This window comes from bacterium, assembly GCA_021372615.1.
GTDB lineage: Bacteria > Armatimonadota > Zipacnadia > Zipacnadales > UBA11051 > JAJFUB01.
In genome coordinates, this window is record JAJFUB010000103.1 from 1 (window position 1) to 16,434 (window position 16,434).

Below are 16,434 nucleotides of genomic sequence, written 5' to 3' on the forward strand. Positions count from 1 at the left end.
ACACGACGCGACACCCACGGGCTGTTGTCTTGCCTCCACAGACCTCAGTCAGGCGTAGCGGCGCAGTTCACTGCGCCCGGAAACGATGCAGGGGCGCGGCAGACCGCGCCCCGGGCTGAGAAGCATGTATGGGCGCGATGAATCGCGCCGCTACGTGAGGCATGTGTGGGCGCGATGAATCTCGCCGCTACTCCTGGCCGACTTCCGGCTCGATGAGGCCGTAGTCGCCGCTCTTGCGCTTGTAGACGACCCCGACGCGGCGAGCCGTGTCATCGTAGAAGACGTAGAAGTCGTGGCCGACCAGCTCCATCTGCAGCACGGCTTCCTGGGGGGACATGGGCTTGAGTTCGTGGGCCTTGACGCGGACGATCTTGAACTCCTCGAGCCCCGCTTCCTCTTCATCCGCGGGCTCCGGCTCGGGCTCGGGCACCGCGCCCTGGCCGGGGGCCTCGCCCCGGCGGGGGCCCTGCTTGCGGCGGCGCACCAGCTTCTGCTTGTAGCGCACCAGTTGTCGCTCGAGCCGGTCGAGGGCCTCGTCGAAGGCTTCCAGTTGGTCGTTGTTGACGGTCTCGGCGCGCAGCACCAGACCGTCCACATCGCAGGTGATCTCCACGGTGTAGCGGCCGCGCACGACCTCCACGGTGACGCGCGTGTCACGTAGGCGACCGCTGAAGTGAGCCAGGCTCTCGAGCCGGGGCCGGGCATGGTCGGTGAAACGCGGCTCAAGCACATAGTCATTCAGCCCCTGAAAGTCAATCCTCATTCCTGTCGGTCTCCTCTAGAACAAAACTAGCCCCCTTCGTGCCTGCTTTGAGGAGGCAGAAGTGGGCCGCTGTTGGGCCATCACCAGTTGTCTCTACCAGGGCTCCTGGCTGGTGTCCGTCACCGGTCGTTGCCACGCATCGCCGCCCCCAAGCCTCGAGACATTCATCGCCTGCGGTCCACGCTCGCTCATGAAGATCTCGAACTCCACCTCTTCACCGTCGTCGAGTGTCTTGAACCCGCGTTGGCGAATGGACGAGTAGTGCACGAAGATGTCCTCTTCGCCCGGACACTGGATGAACCCGTAGCCCTTTTTCGGATCAAACCACTTGACCGTGCCGCGCATGTCACTCGCCTCCCGGCGCGCGGCAAAGATACGTGAAGCCTAAGGGAACTCTATTACAAACAGGTCGTCTTGTCAACCACGAGCGCGTGGCCCCGCGAGGGCTATAACACCCGTTCCGCCCCGACTGTTCCCCGGGCGCAGGAGTTGGGCCTGTCGGCGGGGAAACACGCTCCTGTTAGTCCTCAGACGGGGCCGGGGCGCCTCTGGTGCGCCCCGGCCCGACTCCTGCCGATCGAGGTGTGCTCCATGGCTCGGTACGTCCTGCTCGCCACTTGCCTGCTGCTCAGCAACCTGGCAACGGCCCAGAAGATCACGTCGTTTGAGACCGCGGCGGAGATGGCCGTCCTGCAGCCGGGGGGGCTACGGGCCGAGCAGTCCAAGGAGCACGCCACCGACGGCCAGTATAGCCTCCAGGTCACGGTCAAAGGCTCCACCACCGACACCTGGCCGGGCTTGACCTACCGGCCTGCCAACAAGGACCTCTCGCAAGCCGCCGTCCTGTCCTTCGATGTCTTCAACCCGCAGGACTTCCCGATCGCCCTCAGCCTCCGCCTCGACGACGAGGCCGGTAAGAGCGAGTTCACCGGGGCCAGCCTGAAGCCCGGGGCGAACCAGATCGAGATATGGCTGAGCGCCTCGCGCTTCAACCTGGACATGAAGCGCATGGCGAAGATCTACCCCTACTTCCGCATGCCACGGCGCGACTTCGTCGTCTACTTCGACAACTTCCGCCTGGAGGCCCTGAGCGCCCTGTTCAAGGCGATGGTGTTTGAGGAGACGAACCCCGAGCCCGCCACCACCGACGAGGACCGGGCGCGCGGCTACGTCGTCTTCGCGCGGCCCTGGCTGAGCACCGTCTTCCCCACCAGCCGCCCCTTGCCCCAGGAGTTGTCGCCCTCCCTGGCCGTGTTCGGCTGTCCCGGCCAGACCGTGCCGGTCACGTTCTGTGTGCGTGCCCTGAAGGACCTGGGGCAGACGGCCGTGGCGCCCGCCGCGCTGGCCGCCGGCAGCAAGCAGTTGCCGGCTGAGGCCCTGCGCATCTACCCGGTCAGCTCGCGCGATAAGCGCCTCGTCTACGCCTCCGACTACTACATCAAGGACATGCCGACCGTCCTGGAGCGGCGCGAGTATGTGAACGTGCCTGCGAACCGGACGCAGCTCTTCTGGGTGAATGTCGCCATTCCGGCCAACCAGGCCCCGGGGCTGTACCGCGGGCAGCTGACGGTGAAGCCGACGCAGGGCCAGGCCGTCGCCGTGCCGCTGCAGGTGCGCGTCCTGCCCTACCGGCTGGCTGAGCCCAAGCACATGTTCTTTGGCGAGTACTATCTGAAGCCCAAGTTCGTCAAGACGCCGCAGGAGGAGCTGGCCGCGGTCGAGCGCGAGCTGACCGACCAGCGCGAGCACGGCATGACCTCCCTGGGGTTGTGCTATGGCCCGGAGGGCGATGAGTTCGCCGTGGAGGGCACGAACGTCGCCCTGAAGCTCAAGCCCGACGGCCTGTACACCAAGACGATGGAGACCTACAAGGCCCTCGGCTTCCCCATGCCCATCATCCAGCTCAACGACACCGCGCAGACGGCCGCCGGGAAGTACCCCTTCGGGACGCCCGAGTACATCGCCACCTACAAGAGCTTCTGGATCGCCATGGCGAAGCTGCACAAGGAGCGGGGCTGGCCGGAAGTCATCGTGCAGCCGGTGGATGAGCCCGGCTGGCAGGGGCCGGACGAGCGGGCGCGCAACGTGTCCTGCCTCAAGTGGCTCAAGGAGATCCCCGGCCAGCGCACCGAAGAGGACGGCCCGGTGGACGCCTACTTCATCTCCGAGGCCGGCCCGTACTCCGATGTCTGGAACGGCAACGGGACGGTGCCGACGCCGGAGGCGATGAAGAAGGCCCAGGCCGCAGGGAAGATCATCACGTCCTACAACAATGATGTCGAGTCCTACCGGCCGGAGATGGGCCGGTACTGCAACGGCTTCTACCAGCTCCGCGCCGGCGCCCGGGGCACGTTCAACTGGGCCTATGTCTCCTTCGCCGGCAACCCGTATGACGACCAGGACGCCAAGACGGGAAGCTGGATGCACGTCTACCCGCCGCTGCCCGAGCTGGGTGAGGTGGGCGGGCCGTCCACCGGCTGGGAGGGCGCCCGCGCCGGAGTGGATGACTTCAAGTACGCCCATACGCTGCAGCGGGCCATCGGCCGGGCCGAGGGTTCCCGCTCGGTGGCCGCTCGCCGGGCCGCGCAGGCCGGCAAGGCGGCGCTGAACGCGGTCCTCGCCGGTCTGCAGTACGAGCCCCAGACCCGCGGCACCGCGCGCTTCGCCCAGGAGCTGCCCGGCCCGAATGGGACCAAGATCCTGCACGGCAACCTGAAGCTGCCCAATGGCTGGGACCTGGAGATGTATGACAAGGCGCGCTGGCAGCTTGCGGCCGCGACCATGGACATCATGGCGGCGCTGGGGGAGATCCCTGCCGCCAGCCGCGCGACCGGGGCGTCCGCGTCTGCGGGCGTGGCGACGCGCCCGCCCACGCGGGGGTTCCTGGACACCCCCACCTGGAGCCGGCCGCCCCAGGAACGCGCCGGCAGCCGCCTGAGCGCCCAGAAGCAGGTCGCCATCCCGGTGGTGAGCACCCCGCCCACGTGCGACGGCGACCTGTCTGACGCCGTGTGGCAGAAGGCGGCGAAGCTGGAGCCCTTCGTCCGCATGGAGGGCAACGACGCTCCCAGCCAGCAGACCACCGTGCGCCTGTGCGCCGACAGCGCCAACCTGTACCTGAGCGCCGACCTGGCCGAGGAGAACATCGCCAACATCACCGCCCGGGTGGGCAACGACGGCGGACAGGTGTGGGCTGACGACTGCCTGGAGCTGTTCGTAGACCCCACCTTCGGCCGCCAGGAGTTCGTCCAGATCGTCATCAACTCGCTCGGCAAGGTGTACCTGAACAACCCGCGCGACAAGGCCTGGAAGCCGGCACTGCAGCGCGGGGCGAGGGTGGACAAGGAGAAGCGGCGCTGGACGGTGGAGCTGGGCGTCCCGCTGGGGTCGCTGGGGCTGACGGGCAGCGTCTTTGGCCTCAACGTCTGCCGCGAGCGCCGGCCGCTGGAGAGCCTGGAGCTGTCGTGCTGGTCGCCCACCGGCCAGGGCTTTGCGCATCCCGATCGCTTCGGCGTCGCCACCATCGGCGGCAGCACGCTCGTGGACTTCAAGATCGGTCGCGGCGTGTTGGGCGTGAATGAGCTGGCCGCCACGGTGCGCAACGAGGACACCGCTCCGCACAACTTCGTGGTGATCGTGGACTGGAAGCAGGGCAAGAAGGTGGCGCTGTACCGGCAGAAGGGCCCGCTGGCGCTGGCGCCGGGCAAGCAGGAGACGGTGGTGCTCCCCTACGAAGTCACCAGCGACCACGATCCGGTCGCGTTGCGTCTGACGGTCAAGGACGCCGACACAGGGCGCACGTACGCCGAGCGCGCCCTGGAGCAGAAGGTCCTGCCGGCCCTGGCGATGACACTGCGGCCCAACCTGTACTACCTGAGCGACGACATCGGCTTCCTGCACGCCGAGATCAACCTGGACGAGGCCCTCGCGGACAAGGCGACGCTGACGGTGGCGCTGTTCCGGGCCGGCGGCACGACACCAATGCGCAGCCAGGCCCTGCCACTGAACAACGAGCGGCTCGATGTCGGGGTGAACCTGGCGGGGCTGCCGGCAGGGGCGTACCGCCTCGAGACGATCCTCAAGAGCGGCAGCGCGCGTCTGGCCACGGCCAAGACCACGGTCACGAAGGTGCCGGGGCCGTTCTGAGGGTGAGCAACTGGACGCGGTGAACGGCGTCCTCACCCCTACCCCTCTCCCTCGCGCTCGGTGAGGCTGAGCGCTCCGGAGAGGGGCTGTCGGATGACGCTCCGTGGCTGCGAAGCCACCATGCGGTCGCATGAGGCCCCCCTCCCCGGAGCCCGCGGCCGTATCGCGGACGAGGCTTCAGACTGCGCAGCAGTCTGCGGGGTGAGGACGCCGTCTGCCATTGGAGGCGCACATGATCCGCTTCTATGACGACCAGGACATCCTGCGCCGACAGAACCTCGCACTGGCGCCCGCGCCCGTGGAGAAGCTGGGCGAGGTGGACTTCCCGCAGGGCCCCGAGACGCATCGCCGCTCGACGTTCTGCGGCGCGCTCGTTCCGTGGCAGAGCGGGTGGCGGCTGTACTACTCCGACCTGGGCGCCCTCCCGGAGCGCGAGTACCGCCTCGGTCTGGCCGAGAGCAGTGACGGCTGGCACTGGGAGCGCGTGGCCCTCGGCGGGGATGGCTTCATCCATCCCGCCGGGCTGCCGGTCGAGGAGAAGATGGTCCAGCCGCAGGTGGTGATCCTGCCTGATGGCCGCGTGCGCCTGTACTGCTGGTGGCACGGCCACTACAAGGGCCGCGCCCGCTATGTCGCCTGCGACAGCGACAACGGCGTAGACTTCACTATCGTCAACCTGGACGACCCCTGCCTCTTCCACCCCTCGGACTTCAATGTGGGGCAGTCGGGCTTTGCCGCTGGGCTGACCGCGCCCGTGCCGCGCGAGGACTTTGAGGCCGAGCGGACCGTGCCCTTCCTGGAGGCCAAGCGCCGCCGGAGCAACGACGCAACCTTCGTGTACTACAACGAGCGCCTGCGCCTGTTCGAGATGTACTCGGTGTGGCTGGTGCCCAATGACGCCCAGTCCGGTCACTACGTGCCCCATGACAACGCCCCGCAGATCCGCCGCGTGATGCACCGGCGCACGAGCGAGAACGGCCTGCTGTGGAGCGACCCGGAACTCATCAACATCCCCGACGAACTGGACACGCCGCACCTGCAGTTCTACCACCTGGCTGTGCACGAGGTGGACGAGTGGCGGCTGGGGATGCTGGGCCACTACCGCTGCTGGGAACAGACCATGGATGTGGAGCTATGCTTCAGCCGCGACGGTCGGCACTGGCAGCGCCCGCTACGAGGGGGCTTCATTCCGCGCGGGAGCATCGAGGCAGTAGACTACTACTCCATCTACCCCACCAACCGGCTGCTGCCGTATGGCGACGATTGGCTGATGATCTACGACGGCGGGAACTGGAAGCACAACCAGCAATTGCCCGACGGGATCACGCAGATGCGCCACGGCATCATGGCCGCACGGCTGCCCAAACGCCGGCTGGCCGGGCTGAAGACCACCGAGCGGGCCGTGGGCGCGCTGGAGATCAAGTGCCTTCCCGGCGTGGCGGCCCTCGCCGTGGACGCCGACATTCGGGGCGAACTGCGCGCCGAGCTGCGCGATACGTTCGGGCGCGCGCTGGAGGGGTATAATCTGCATGAGTCGCTCCCGATGACCGGCGACAGCACGGCCCACGTGCTGCGCTGGGGCGACGGCCGCACGACCGAGCCATACCGGTATGACGCCGTGATCGTGCGGCTGGAGGTGCGCGACGGGACCATCTATGGGGTAGATGTCTGATCGAGACATCGCCCTCGCTTGACGGGCCATTCCGGTCAATGCTATGCTCGATTCGCGGGCTCCCCAGCCCGTGACGGAGGTAGGAGCCGCTGTGACGCGCTTTGCTGCGCCCCTGTCCGAACGGCAGACGCAGATCCTGCTGGCCATCGTGCGCGAGCATGTGCAGACCCGCGAGCCGGTGGGCTCGCAGGTCGTGCGCGAGACCTATGGCGTGCAGGCCAGCACGGCCACCATTCGCAACGAGATGGTGGAGTTGGAGCACGCCGGTTATCTGTACCAGCCGCACACCTCCGCCGGGCGTGTGCCGTGCGACAGCGCCTACCGCGTCTATGTGAACTACCTGACGACCTCGGAAGCGCCGGAGCCCCAGACGGCAGGCTGGATCGAGGGCGAGTACCGCCGGCTGGGCCGCGAGCCGCACGAGCTGCTCCGGCAGACCTCGCGGCTGCTGGCGCGCCTGACCTCCCATCCCGCCGTCGCGACCTTGCCTCCGGTCGAGGAACCGACCCTCCAGCGCATCGGCCTGCAGCCGGTGAGTGCCACCAATGTGCTGCTAACCTACGCGACCTCGGACGGCCAGGAGCGCCATCACCTGCTGGGCACCGGCGAGCCGGTGACGGCGGCGCAACTCACGGCGCTGTCGGAGGCGTTGGACCGGGTGCTGACCGGGCGGCGGGTGAGCCTGCTGAGCCAGTTGAGCCTGCAGGCCCTGCGGCCGTATCTGAAGGACCAGGTGGTGCCCGAGAGCCTGCTGACGGCCATCGCCCAGGCGGCGGCCACCGATGACTCGACCGAGGTCTACGTCGAGGGGACCAGCTACATCCTGGACGAGCCGGAGTTCGGGGAGCGCGAACGCCTGCGGGCGTTCATGCGCACCCTCGACGAGCACTCGTCGCTGCGCCGCGTGCTGCAGGCGGCGGTGGACAGCCCCTCGATGACCGTCACCATCGGCCGTGAGCACCAGGTGGAGGCCATGGCGGAGTGCAGCCTCGTGGCCAGCCCGTACCCGTACGGGCGGGCGCACGGGGTCGTCGGCATTTTCGGCCCGACGCGGATGGACTACCGCCGGGCCATGGGCGCCGTGGCCTTCGTCGCGCGGAAGCTGTCGGAAGCCCTGTCGCAGTTGGGGAGATAGGAGGATCAAAATGGCCGCGGTAGACAAGCGCATCGAGCGAGCTGCCCAGATACTCCGGCTCCTCCCAGCGAGGAACCGGAAGACAGCGCTTGATTTCATCGAGTTCCTAGCACAGGAGAATGACCTGGATCTGCTGCTCGATGTGGCAGACATCGAGGACGACCTGGCGCTGGTGAAGCGCGTCGAGGCCGGTGACTTCTCTGGTACTGTGACGCTCGAAGAGGCTCGCCGGCGACTTGAGGCCCGTCATGTACAGGGTTAGTATCAGTGACCGGGCCATGGCGGAGTTGGCGGAGTTCCCCGAAGGGGTAGCGCGTCGTCTGCTTGATGCCATTGGACGCCTGGCAGACTGGCCCAACCACGGCCGCGATGTACGTAAGCTCTCTGGCCCCCTCGAGGGCCTCTGGCGCCTGCGCGTCGGGAACTACCGTGCACTCTTCTCCGTGAACACGAAGCAGAAGCTCATCACTGTGACGCGCACCGGATCGCGCCAGACCATCTACTGACCGGCTTACACTGGTACCTCGCAGCGTTCAGGTAAGGATCCCCCATGACCCCCTCAGACGGTGAACAGGCGCGTCGGAACGCCTCGGCCGAGCGCGAGGAGCGCCTCTCGGCGCTGCAGAGCAACGCCGCGGCCATCGCGGCCGTGGCGGCGGCGGTGGAGGGCACCCTCGGGCCCCGCGGGCTGGACTCCATGCTCGTGGGGCGTGGCGGCGAGGTGACCATCACCAACGACGGCTCCACCATCCTGCAGGAGATCGAGGTCAACCATCCGGCTGCCCGGCTGCTCATTGCCACCGCGCGGGCGCAGGACGAGCAGGTCGGCGACGGCACCACCACCGCGACGATCCTGGCGGCGGCGCTGGTGGCCGAGGGCGTCAAGCAGGTGCAACGCGGTGTGCCGGTCACGCGCGTCATCGAGGGGCTGCGCCTGGGCCTTGCGGCGGCGCTGCAGGCCCTGCGCGAGGCGGCGCGACCTGTGACGCTGGATGATCCGCTGCTGCGGCAGGCGGCGCTGGTGGCAGGGCGGGGGCAGGCTGACCTGGCCGACCTGGTGCTGCAAGCTGCCCGGCGTCTCCCGGCGGATAAGCTCCTGCACGACCCGGCGTTCCGCCTGGGCGGGCGCTTGACGGCCATCGAGGGGGCCGACAATGAGGTGCTCGACGGCCTGCTGATCGAGAAGCAGCGCCTGAGCAAGCAGATGCCGCTGGAGGTCGCACCGGCGCGTCTGTTGTTACTAGATGATGCGCTGGAACCTGAGGAGATCGAGCCGGAGGCACTGGCCACCGAGGCCGGCTTCCAGCGCTATCTGGACCTGCAGCGTGACTTTCTCGACCAACTGGGCAAGCTGGCCGAACTGCAGGTCAATTGCGTGATGACCCAGCGGGGCATCGCCGAGGCGGCTGAGGAGGCGCTGGGCGAGCAGGGCGTGCTGGCGGTGCGACGGCTGACGCGGCGCGACATGGCCGAGATCGCCCGACACACCGGCGCGCGGCCGCTGAAGCGTTCGGCGCTGCGGCGGCCTGTCGCGGAACTGGCTCCCTGTCTCGGCCGTGCCGAGCGCGTGGCCGAGGACGAACGGCACGGGCATATCCGCATCACGGGCGGCAGCGGCGAGGGCACGGCGACGATCATCGTCAGCGCGGCAACGGCGGAGGTGCGCCAGGAGCGGCTACGGATCGCCGAGGATGCCGCGGCGGCGGTGCAGGCGGCGCTACAGGGCGGGTTGCTGCCCGGCGGCGGCGCCGCGGAGATCGCCGCCCTTCCGGCAGTGCTGGCAGCCCGCAAGGGCGCGGCGGGCATGGCGGCCTATGGGCTGGACTGTGTCAGTGAGGCGCTGAAGCGGCCTCTGGCGCAGATCGTGGCCAACGCCGGCTACAACCCGCTGGAGAAGGTCGAAGAGGTGGTGGCTCGGGCGCAGCCTGGAGCGGCCATCGGCGTAGACTGCGATACCGGCGAGACGGCGGACATGCTGGCCCTGGGCGTGGTGGATGCCGCGCCGGTGAAGCTCTATGCCCTGCAGGCCGCCGGGGAGATCGCAACGGCCGTGCTGCGGATCGCCACGGTCATCAGGAGACGAGACGAGCGGCCCGACGAGGCCGCGAACGGTGAACGGTGAGCGGGGCCATCCGCCCGCTCGCGCTGTGGAGGAGAAGACTGGATGTTCGACAAGAACGACAAACAACAGGGGAAGCGCATCCCCATCACCGACGATGAGCCGCAGGGCGACGTCGCGACCCCGCCTGACGACAGCGCCGAAGAGGCCGGCGACGCCAGCCGGTCCGACGACCTGCTGGCGGCGCTCGAGGCCGAACTGGCGGAGGTCCGCGAGGCCCATCTGCGCGCTGTGGCGGACCTGCAGAACTTCCGCCGTCGGTCCGCGGAGGAGCGCGCGCAGCAGTTGCAGTACGCCAACGAGCAGTTGATCCTGGAGTTGCTGCCCGTGCTGGACAACTTCGAGCGTGCCACCGGCTGCACCGTCGAGGGTGACGCAGCGGAGAACCTGCTGCGCGGCGTCTGCATGGTGCAACAGCAGTTCATCGCCGCCCTGGGCCACTTTGGCGTGGCCCGCATGACGACCACGGGGCAGGCCTTCGATCCGGCACTGCACGACGCGGTCGAGCGCGTGGAGACCGACGAGGTGGGGGAAGGGACGATCGTGGGCGAGGCGCTGCCGGGCTACACTCTCAGCGGCCGGGTCATCCGCCCGGCCAAGGTGCGCGTGGCGGTGGCGCCACACTAGGTGGGGACAGGGAGCGGGCAATGGGCGAACTGCATGAGGGAGACAAGGCACCGGCGTTCGAGCTGCCGGCCAGCACGGGCGGGACGATCGCGCTGGCGGATTTCCTGGGTCGCCAGCACCTGGTGCTCTATTTCTACCCCAAGGACATGACGCCGGGCTGCACCCAGGAAGCCTGCAGCTTCCGTGACCTGCACGAGGAGTTCAACGAAGCCGGAGCGGCGATCCTGGGTGTCAGTGTGGACAGCCTGGACTCACACGCCAAGTTCGTCGCCAAGCACGAACTGAGCTTCCCGCTGCTCTCGGATGCCGGCGCGCTGGTGGCGCAAGCCTACGGGGTGTGGAAAGAGAAGAACATGTACGGCAAGAGGAAGATGGGCGTGGAGCGCAGCACGTTCGTCATTGACCGGAGCGGCCTCATCCGCCGCGTCTGGCGCAAGGTGAAGGTTAACGAGCACGCCGACGAGGTGCTGGAGTTCGTGCGGCAGCTGGCGTAGGCTGCGGTGTGCCCCGGGCGCCCTTCGCTGCTAGTGGCGGGGGGCGCCTTTGCGTTGGCGGACGATCAGGATCGCGACCAGGAGCAAGCCGAAGATCACGACATCCAGGTCCTTGACCACCGGGTAGCGCCCGCCCACCGCCACCAGCACCTGCGTGATCACCGTCAGCACGGCCGTGCCGATGATGGGGCCCAGGAGCGTGCCGGCCCCGCCGACGATCACCATCACCACCAGCTCGATGGAAAACGCGAAGCTGAACGGCTCGGGGTTCACGAACTTGACGTAGTGGGCGTAGAGGCTGCCGGCCACCGACGCGCACACGGCGCTGAAGACGAAGACCATCACCTTGGCCCGGCCGGTGTCAATGGCACAACTGCCGGCGGCGATCTCGCTGTAGTGAATGGCCCGCAGGCAGCGCCCCAGCCGCGAGCGGAGCAGGTTGCTCGCCAGCAGCACCTGCAGACACAGCACCGGCCAGACGAGCAGGTACATGCGCAGGTCGTCCCTGATCGCCAGCGGGCCGAGGCGCAGGTCCGGGATGCCTGGCAACCCGGACGGGCCACCCGTGAACTCCCCCCCCTCGTTGAAGAGGATCCTCACGATGATCCCCAGCCCCAACGTGGCCATCGCCAGGTAGTTGCCGTGCAGCTTCAGCGTCGGCTGGCCGATCAGGTAGGCTGCCAGGCCGGTGATGACGGCCGCCCCGGCGAGGGCCAGCCACGGGTCCCAGTGATAGTGCAGCGTCAGGATGGCCGAACCGTATGCCCCCAGGCCGTAGAAGGCGGCCTGCCCCAGCGATACTTGCCCCGCGTACCCCAGCAGCAGTCCCAGGCCCAGGGCCACCATGGCATGGAGGGCGACGAAGACGCCGATGCTCATGTAGTAGGGGCTGCGCGTCAGCGGCGGCACTGCGAGGAGGATCAGGCCGAGGACCGGGAGCAACCAGTTGTGGCGCAGGAGGCGGTTCATGGCGTGTGGGTGTGGCGGACGGCGTCGGCTTGTGGCGGGGCTGGTGTGGCGTCCAGGAGAGGTCGCCCCGTCCCCGCCGCGCGCGGGCGAGGCCGCCCGCGCTACTGGCAGATGAAACGCTAGCTCACGGTGGGGTCAGCCCCCTGCGGGACCTGCGGTCCCTCTGGGGACAGACCCCTCCTGGGGACAGACCCCTCCTGGGGACAGACCCATCCTGGGGACAGACCCATCCTGGGGACAGACCCATCCTGGGGACAGACCCATCCTGGGGACAGGCCCATCCTGGGGACAGGCCCATCCCGTGGGCAGAGCCCTAGAGTCCCTCCGTTCTCTTCTTGCCCAGCAAGCCCTCCGGCTTCAGGAACAGCATCAGCACCAGCACCACGAAGGCGAAGGCGTCCTGGAAGCCGGCGGCGCCCTCAGGCGCCAGACCGGTGCCCAGGTTCTCGAGCAGACCCACCACGAGGCCGCCGAACACGGCCCCGGTCCCGTTGCCCAGCCCGCCGATGATCGCCGCGGCGAAGCCCTTGAGGCCCAGCACGGTTCCGGTGTCATAGGCGGCGAAGGTGATGGGGGAGATGACGGCTCCGGCCAGGGCCGACACGCCGGCGCTGAGGGCGAACGAGAGCTGCACCATGCGCTCGACGCTGATGCCCGACAGGCGGGCCGCCTCGGAGTTGATGGCGCACGCCTGCATGGCCTTGCCGATGGCAGTGCGGTCGAAGAACAACCGCACCCCCACGAGCACCAGCACGGCCAGGCCGACGACCCACAGGTACTGCGACTGGATGGCGGCGCCGCCGACGAACAGCGACTTTTCCCCCGAGAAGGCGGGCACCGGGAAGGCGTCGGGGCCCCAGATGAGCCGTGCGGCCCCGCGGATGATGACCGAGACGCCGACAGTGACGATGACCAGGGCGACGACCGGCGCGTGGCGCAGGGGCCGGATCGCCAGGCGCTCCATCAGCAGGCCCAGGAGGGCCACCGCCACGACCGCGAGCACCAGCGCGACGGCCAGGGGCAGGTGCAGCACGCTCAGCAGCGTGTAGAACAGCAGCGCGCCGAGGACGACGAACTCGCCCTGCGCGAAGTTGATGACACCGGTGGCGTTGTAGATGATCGTGAAGGCCAGGCCCACGAGCGCATACACGCAGCCTACGGTCAGACCTGTCAGGATGTACTGCAGCAACTCCGCAGACATGTCGGCTCCGTGGCAACACGAGGCCGGGGCGCCGAACGAGTTGTGGGAGGGCTCGGTCGAGCCCTCCCACAGGACTGGTCGGCAGCCCCGCCGTCTAGATCATGCGGGCCGGCGGCAGGGCCAGCCACGGTGCTACTTGACGAGGGTCCACTTGCCGCCCTGGATGGTGACCAGGGCGAAGGCATCCTTGGTCAGGCCATTGTGGTCGGTGGCCGACAGGTTGAACGTACCGCCGATGCCGGCGTGGTTGCTGATCTTCTCCAGGCCGTTGCGGATACTCACCCGGTCGGTGGCACCGGCCCTGATGGCCGCCAGGACCATCTGCAGCGCATCAAAGGCGTGGCCGCCAAAGGTGTTGGCAGGCTTGCCGGTGGCGGTCTGGAAGTCGGCGGCGTACTTGGTCAGGACTGCCTTCTGCGGGTTGCCGTCGGGCAGTTCGCCGGCCACGGTGAGGTAGCCGGCCGGGAAGATGACGCCCTCGGCCGCCGCGCCCGCCAGCTCGATGAACTTCATGTTGGCGATGCCGTGGCTCATGAAGAGCTTGGACTTCAGGCCGAGGCTGGCCGCGTTCTTGGCGACGACCGCCGGACCGGGATTGGTGCCCCAGCAGACGATGCCGTCGGGGTTCTTGGCCTTGATCTTGGTGAGCTGGGCCACCATCGACGTGTCCTTGCTCGCGAACTTCTCCTCATCCACGATCTGGACGCCGGCCTTGGGGAGCTGGGCTTTGAGCTGCTCCGCCCCGCTCTGGCCGAACTTGTTGCTGTCGCAGATGATACCGACCGTCTTGATCTGCTGGGCCTTCAGGTGGTCGACCAGGCGCTCCACAGCCAGAGCATCGGTCTGGGCGCTGGAGAAGACCCACTTGCGTTCGGCGATGGGGCTGGTGATCTTGGCAGAGGCGGCGCAGGAGAAGAGAGGGACGCCGGCGTCGGTGCAGGGCTTGATGATGGCCATGCTCGGACCGCTCAGGGTCGGGCCCACAATGGCCAGGACCTTGTCCTGCTCAATGAGTTTCTTGGCGGCGAGGACGGCCTTGGACTCCTCACTGCCGTCGTCCTCGATGACGAGCTTGAGGGGGCGGCCATTGACGCCGCCAGTGCCGTTGATCTGCGTGGCGATCATCTCGACGGTGGCCTTCTCCGGCTCACCCAGCGGCGCTCCGGCCTGACCGGTGACCGAGAAGATGCAGCCGATGACGAGGGGCTCGCCCGCCGCCGGCCCCGGCCCGGGCGGGGCCCCGGCACCGGTGGTCGGCATGGGGGGCGCAGTAGGAGGCTGCTGGGGCTTGGGGCACCCCGTCAGCAGCAAGGCGAAGACGCACAGCACGACAAGGACGAGAGCAGGCACGGACAGGCGCATCGAACAACCCTCCTTAGGTGAGGATCGAATTCGGGCGCTCTGTCTCCACAGAGTGACGAGACCCGGCACGCAGGCCTCGTGCCCGCCGCCGCGACCCACTGGCCGCGACCGCACTATTGGACCAGACCACACGTCCTCTTCCCCCACGCGTGCAGGATAACCTTCAAACCTCCGATAGCGCAAGCGGATTTCGTGGCTGCGTCCTGTTCCGGACCCCCGGCAGGTGAGCCATACGGCACGGCCATGGCCCCAGCAGACGCCCTGAAACACAAAACCATATTACGCATTCTGCCTCGTCCACGTCCCGCTCCGGCCAGCCCGCGACGCGGCTGGCGGTCGGCGTGTGTGGGCCCGAGCAGGGCCACCCGCCGACCTGAGCACATCCTGAGCAAAAGGAGGATTAGCGGGCGTCCACAGCGGGTAGAGAGGAGGTGATAGTGATTGACCGGAAAGTGCAGTCTGGCTATAATTCTCAGTGTTGACAGAGTCAGTGATGGCTGCAGTATGGGGGGCCGGTGCACCTGAGAAAGGAGGCGATACGCACGTCGGAACCGAGGGCCAATTCTACCCCGGGAGCCACGGTGTGAGCGCAGGCGGCGAGGCGGCGACCGGAATGGCCCCTCGGCGGTTCAGGAGTGGTTGTGAACGTCCCCGCAGTACCGACGCGGAGGTGATGCGTATGGCTGCAGGCAACCTCGCCAGCACATATGTCCTACATCGCATGGCAGACGAGGAGGTTGTCGCACAAGCCAAGAAAGGCTCCCTGTGGGCCACTGAGCACCTTCTGCGGAAGTACCGGCATCTGGTCGAGGGGAAGGCGAAGTCCTATTTCCTTCTGGGCGCGGACCATGAGGACGTGGTCCAGGAGGGGATGATCGGCCTGTTCAAGGCCATCCGTGACTTCTCCGGCGAGAACCTCGCGGCGTTCCGCTCCTTCGCCGAACTCTGTGTCACCCGCCAGATCATCACGGCGGTCAAGACGGCAACTCGTCACAAGCACTCATTGCTCAATGCGTATGTCTCAGTCGAGCTGCCGTGCACAGAGCAGGACGATGAGCCCCCGCTGCGGGAGTTGCTCGTCGAAGAGCACCCCAGTGACCCACAGGAGTTGTTCCTGTGCCGGGAGTTCCGCACCGAAGTTGACGGGCATATCCGTCAGGTGCTCTCACCGCTGGAGGCGGAGGCCCTCCGCCGCTACATCGAGGGCCGCTCGTATCACGACATCGCGCGCGAGCTGCGTTGCGGCATCAAGCAGGTAGACAACGCCCTGCAGCGCGCCAAGAAGAAGCTGGGACGCAGTCTGGCCGCCTCGCGCAACTAAGCCTCGAGGCGCCGGATAGCGCCGCCAGGACACCGGGGGCCGACGTAGCTCAGTTGGTAGAGCAAGGCACTTGTAATGCCTAGGTCGTCCGTTCGAATCGGATCGTCGGCTCCAGTACATAGCCGGTTAGAGGAAATGGTGTTGCCAGCGCAGAGTCGGCCTTGACGTACGGCCGACTCTGCTTTATTATAATAGTCCCCTCGGGTCCTGCGTGACCCGAGGTCTGGCTTACCGTGGTGGGATACCCGAGTGGCCAAAGGGAACAGACTGTAAATCTGTCGGCGAATGCCTTCCGTGGTTCGAATCCACGTCCCACCACCACCAACCAGCCCACGTAGCTCAGTCGGCAGAGCGTGTCCTTGGTAAGGACAAGGTCACCGGTTCGACCCCGGTCGTGGGCTCCATCGAAAACGGCAGGCCGGTGGGAGGAAGCTCCCAGCGGCCTAGCGACCTGTCTACGTTCGGGAGCAACCCGGGAGGACTGCCATGGGCAAGGAGAAGTTTGTCCGCGACAAGCCGCACGTGAATGTGGGGACGATCGGTCATGTGGACCACGGGAAGACGACGCTGACGTCGGCGATCACCAAGTGCCTGGCGGTGACGACGAACACGAAGGCGCTGGACT

The 16,434-nt window shown here is 67.6% G+C and carries 14 protein-coding genes, 3 tRNA genes and 1 pseudogene; 13 read left to right on the plus strand and 5 right to left on the minus strand.

The annotated features are described in order from the left end of the window. Positions 1-187 precede the first annotated feature (187 nt). Together raiA and LLH23_15840 are read right to left on the minus strand one after the other, a co-directional pair. Entirely contained in the window at positions 188-763 is a 576-nt protein-coding gene (raiA, locus tag LLH23_15835; protein ID MCE5239935.1) for a ribosome-associated translation inhibitor RaiA, read from the minus strand. Positions 764-913: 150 nt separating this feature from the next. Beyond that, a pseudogene (locus tag LLH23_15840) lies at positions 914-1,108 on the minus strand (cold shock domain-containing protein). 246 nt (positions 1,109-1,354) lie between these two features. On the opposite strand from LLH23_15840, the gene LLH23_15845 reads away from it, so the two are divergent. The 8 genes from LLH23_15845 to bcp all read left to right on the plus strand — a co-directional run bounded on the left by LLH23_15845 (position 1,355) and on the right by bcp (position 10,956). Further along, on the plus strand, positions 1,355-4,909 hold the full coding sequence (locus LLH23_15845; protein MCE5239936.1) for a carbohydrate-binding family 9-like protein: 3,555 nt from the start codon (positions 1,355-1,357) through the stop codon (positions 4,907-4,909). 232 nt (positions 4,910-5,141) lie between these two features. Next, entirely contained in the window at positions 5,142-6,581 is a 1,440-nt protein-coding gene (locus tag LLH23_15850; protein ID MCE5239937.1) for a hypothetical protein, read from the plus strand. A 91-nt stretch (positions 6,582-6,672) separates the two neighbouring features. Continuing rightward, positions 6,673-7,716 carry a heat-inducible transcriptional repressor HrcA gene (gene hrcA, locus LLH23_15855; GenBank protein MCE5239938.1) on the plus strand — a complete coding sequence of 348 codons (1,044 nt, stop codon included), beginning with the start codon at positions 6,673-6,675 and terminating at the stop codon, positions 7,714-7,716. A 10-nt stretch (positions 7,717-7,726) separates the two neighbouring features. Then, complete coding sequence (locus LLH23_15860; protein MCE5239939.1) at positions 7,727-7,978, plus strand: hypothetical protein; 252 nt, start codon at positions 7,727-7,729, stop codon at positions 7,976-7,978. Continuing rightward, complete coding sequence (locus LLH23_15865; GenBank protein MCE5239940.1) at positions 7,965-8,222, plus strand: type II toxin-antitoxin system RelE/ParE family toxin; 258 nt, start codon at positions 7,965-7,967, stop codon at positions 8,220-8,222. The genes LLH23_15860 and LLH23_15865 overlap by 14 nt, the downstream gene beginning before the upstream one ends. 44 nt (positions 8,223-8,266) lie before the next feature. After that, entirely contained in the window at positions 8,267-9,838 is a 1,572-nt protein-coding gene (locus tag LLH23_15870; protein MCE5239941.1) for a TCP-1/cpn60 chaperonin family protein, read from the plus strand. 42 nt (positions 9,839-9,880) lie between these two features. Then, the gene (gene grpE, locus LLH23_15875; GenBank protein ID MCE5239942.1) at positions 9,881-10,462 is read left to right on the plus strand and encodes a nucleotide exchange factor GrpE; all 582 of its coding nucleotides are present in this window, start codon (positions 9,881-9,883) and stop codon (positions 10,460-10,462) included. 20 nt (positions 10,463-10,482) lie between these two features. Then, complete coding sequence (gene bcp / locus LLH23_15880) at positions 10,483-10,956, plus strand: thioredoxin-dependent thiol peroxidase (GenBank protein MCE5239943.1); 474 nt, start codon at positions 10,483-10,485, stop codon at positions 10,954-10,956. A 30-nt stretch (positions 10,957-10,986) separates the two neighbouring features. On the opposite strand, the gene LLH23_15885 is transcribed toward bcp, so the two are convergent. From LLH23_15885 to LLH23_15895, 3 genes are all read right to left on the minus strand, one after another. Further along, positions 10,987-11,925 carry a branched-chain amino acid ABC transporter permease gene (locus tag LLH23_15885; protein MCE5239944.1) on the minus strand — a complete coding sequence of 313 codons (939 nt, stop codon included), beginning with the start codon at positions 11,923-11,925 and terminating at the stop codon, positions 10,987-10,989. A 313-nt stretch (positions 11,926-12,238) separates the two neighbouring features. Further along, positions 12,239-13,126 carry a branched-chain amino acid ABC transporter permease gene (locus LLH23_15890; protein ID MCE5239945.1) on the minus strand — a complete coding sequence of 296 codons (888 nt, stop codon included), beginning with the start codon at positions 13,124-13,126 and terminating at the stop codon, positions 12,239-12,241. Between the two features lie 132 nt (positions 13,127-13,258). Continuing rightward, positions 13,259-14,488 carry an ABC transporter substrate-binding protein gene (locus LLH23_15895; GenBank protein MCE5239946.1) on the minus strand — a complete coding sequence of 410 codons (1,230 nt, stop codon included), beginning with the start codon at positions 14,486-14,488 and terminating at the stop codon, positions 13,259-13,261. Between the two features lie 679 nt (positions 14,489-15,167). Between LLH23_15895 and sigH the strand changes: the two genes are divergently transcribed. The 5 genes from sigH to LLH23_15920 form a co-directional block, all read left to right on the plus strand. After that, a complete protein-coding gene (gene sigH, locus LLH23_15900) occupies positions 15,168-15,809 on the plus strand; it encodes an RNA polymerase sporulation sigma factor SigH (protein ID MCE5239947.1) in 642 nt (213 codons plus the stop codon). 38 nt (positions 15,810-15,847) lie between these two features. Next, positions 15,848-15,923 (plus strand) — tRNA-Thr (locus tag LLH23_15905). Between the two features lie 121 nt (positions 15,924-16,044). Beyond that, positions 16,045-16,130, plus strand: a tRNA-Tyr gene (locus LLH23_15910). A gap of 7 nt (positions 16,131-16,137) precedes the next feature. After that, positions 16,138-16,213 (plus strand) — tRNA-Thr (locus tag LLH23_15915). An 82-nt stretch (positions 16,214-16,295) separates the two neighbouring features. Beyond that, the coding region (locus LLH23_15920; GenBank protein ID MCE5239948.1) for a GTP-binding protein at positions 16,296-16,434 on the plus strand (139 nt) is incomplete at its 3' end.

What these genes read in the sequence shown, in the direction of transcription:
- LLH23_15865 (MCE5239940.1), top strand. Translation starts at nt 7,965, where the DNA reads ATGTACAGGGTTAGTATCAGTGACCGGGCCATGGCGGAGTTGGCGGAG.
- LLH23_15895 (MCE5239946.1), bottom strand. Translation starts at nt 14,488, where the DNA reads ATGCGCCTGTCCGTGCCTGCTCTCGTCCTTGTCGTGCTGTGCGTCTTC.
- LLH23_15890 (MCE5239945.1), bottom strand. Translation starts at nt 13,126, where the DNA reads ATGTCTGCGGAGTTGCTGCAGTACATCCTGACAGGTCTGACCGTAGGC.
- LLH23_15885 (MCE5239944.1), bottom strand. Translation starts at nt 11,925, where the DNA reads ATGAACCGCCTCCTGCGCCACAACTGGTTGCTCCCGGTCCTCGGCCTG.
- LLH23_15870 (MCE5239941.1), top strand. Translation starts at nt 8,267, where the DNA reads ATGACCCCCTCAGACGGTGAACAGGCGCGTCGGAACGCCTCGGCCGAG.
- raiA (MCE5239935.1), bottom strand. Translation starts at nt 763, where the DNA reads ATGAGGATTGACTTTCAGGGGCTGAATGACTATGTGCTTGAGCCGCGT.
- LLH23_15860 (MCE5239939.1), top strand. Translation starts at nt 7,727, where the DNA reads ATGGCCGCGGTAGACAAGCGCATCGAGCGAGCTGCCCAGATACTCCGG.
- grpE (MCE5239942.1), top strand. Translation starts at nt 9,881, where the DNA reads ATGTTCGACAAGAACGACAAACAACAGGGGAAGCGCATCCCCATCACC.
- bcp (MCE5239943.1), top strand. Translation starts at nt 10,483, where the DNA reads ATGGGCGAACTGCATGAGGGAGACAAGGCACCGGCGTTCGAGCTGCCG.
- LLH23_15850 (MCE5239937.1), top strand. Translation starts at nt 5,142, where the DNA reads ATGATCCGCTTCTATGACGACCAGGACATCCTGCGCCGACAGAACCTC.
- sigH (MCE5239947.1), top strand. Translation starts at nt 15,168, where the DNA reads ATGGCTGCAGGCAACCTCGCCAGCACATATGTCCTACATCGCATGGCA.
- LLH23_15845 (MCE5239936.1), top strand. Translation starts at nt 1,355, where the DNA reads ATGGCTCGGTACGTCCTGCTCGCCACTTGCCTGCTGCTCAGCAACCTG.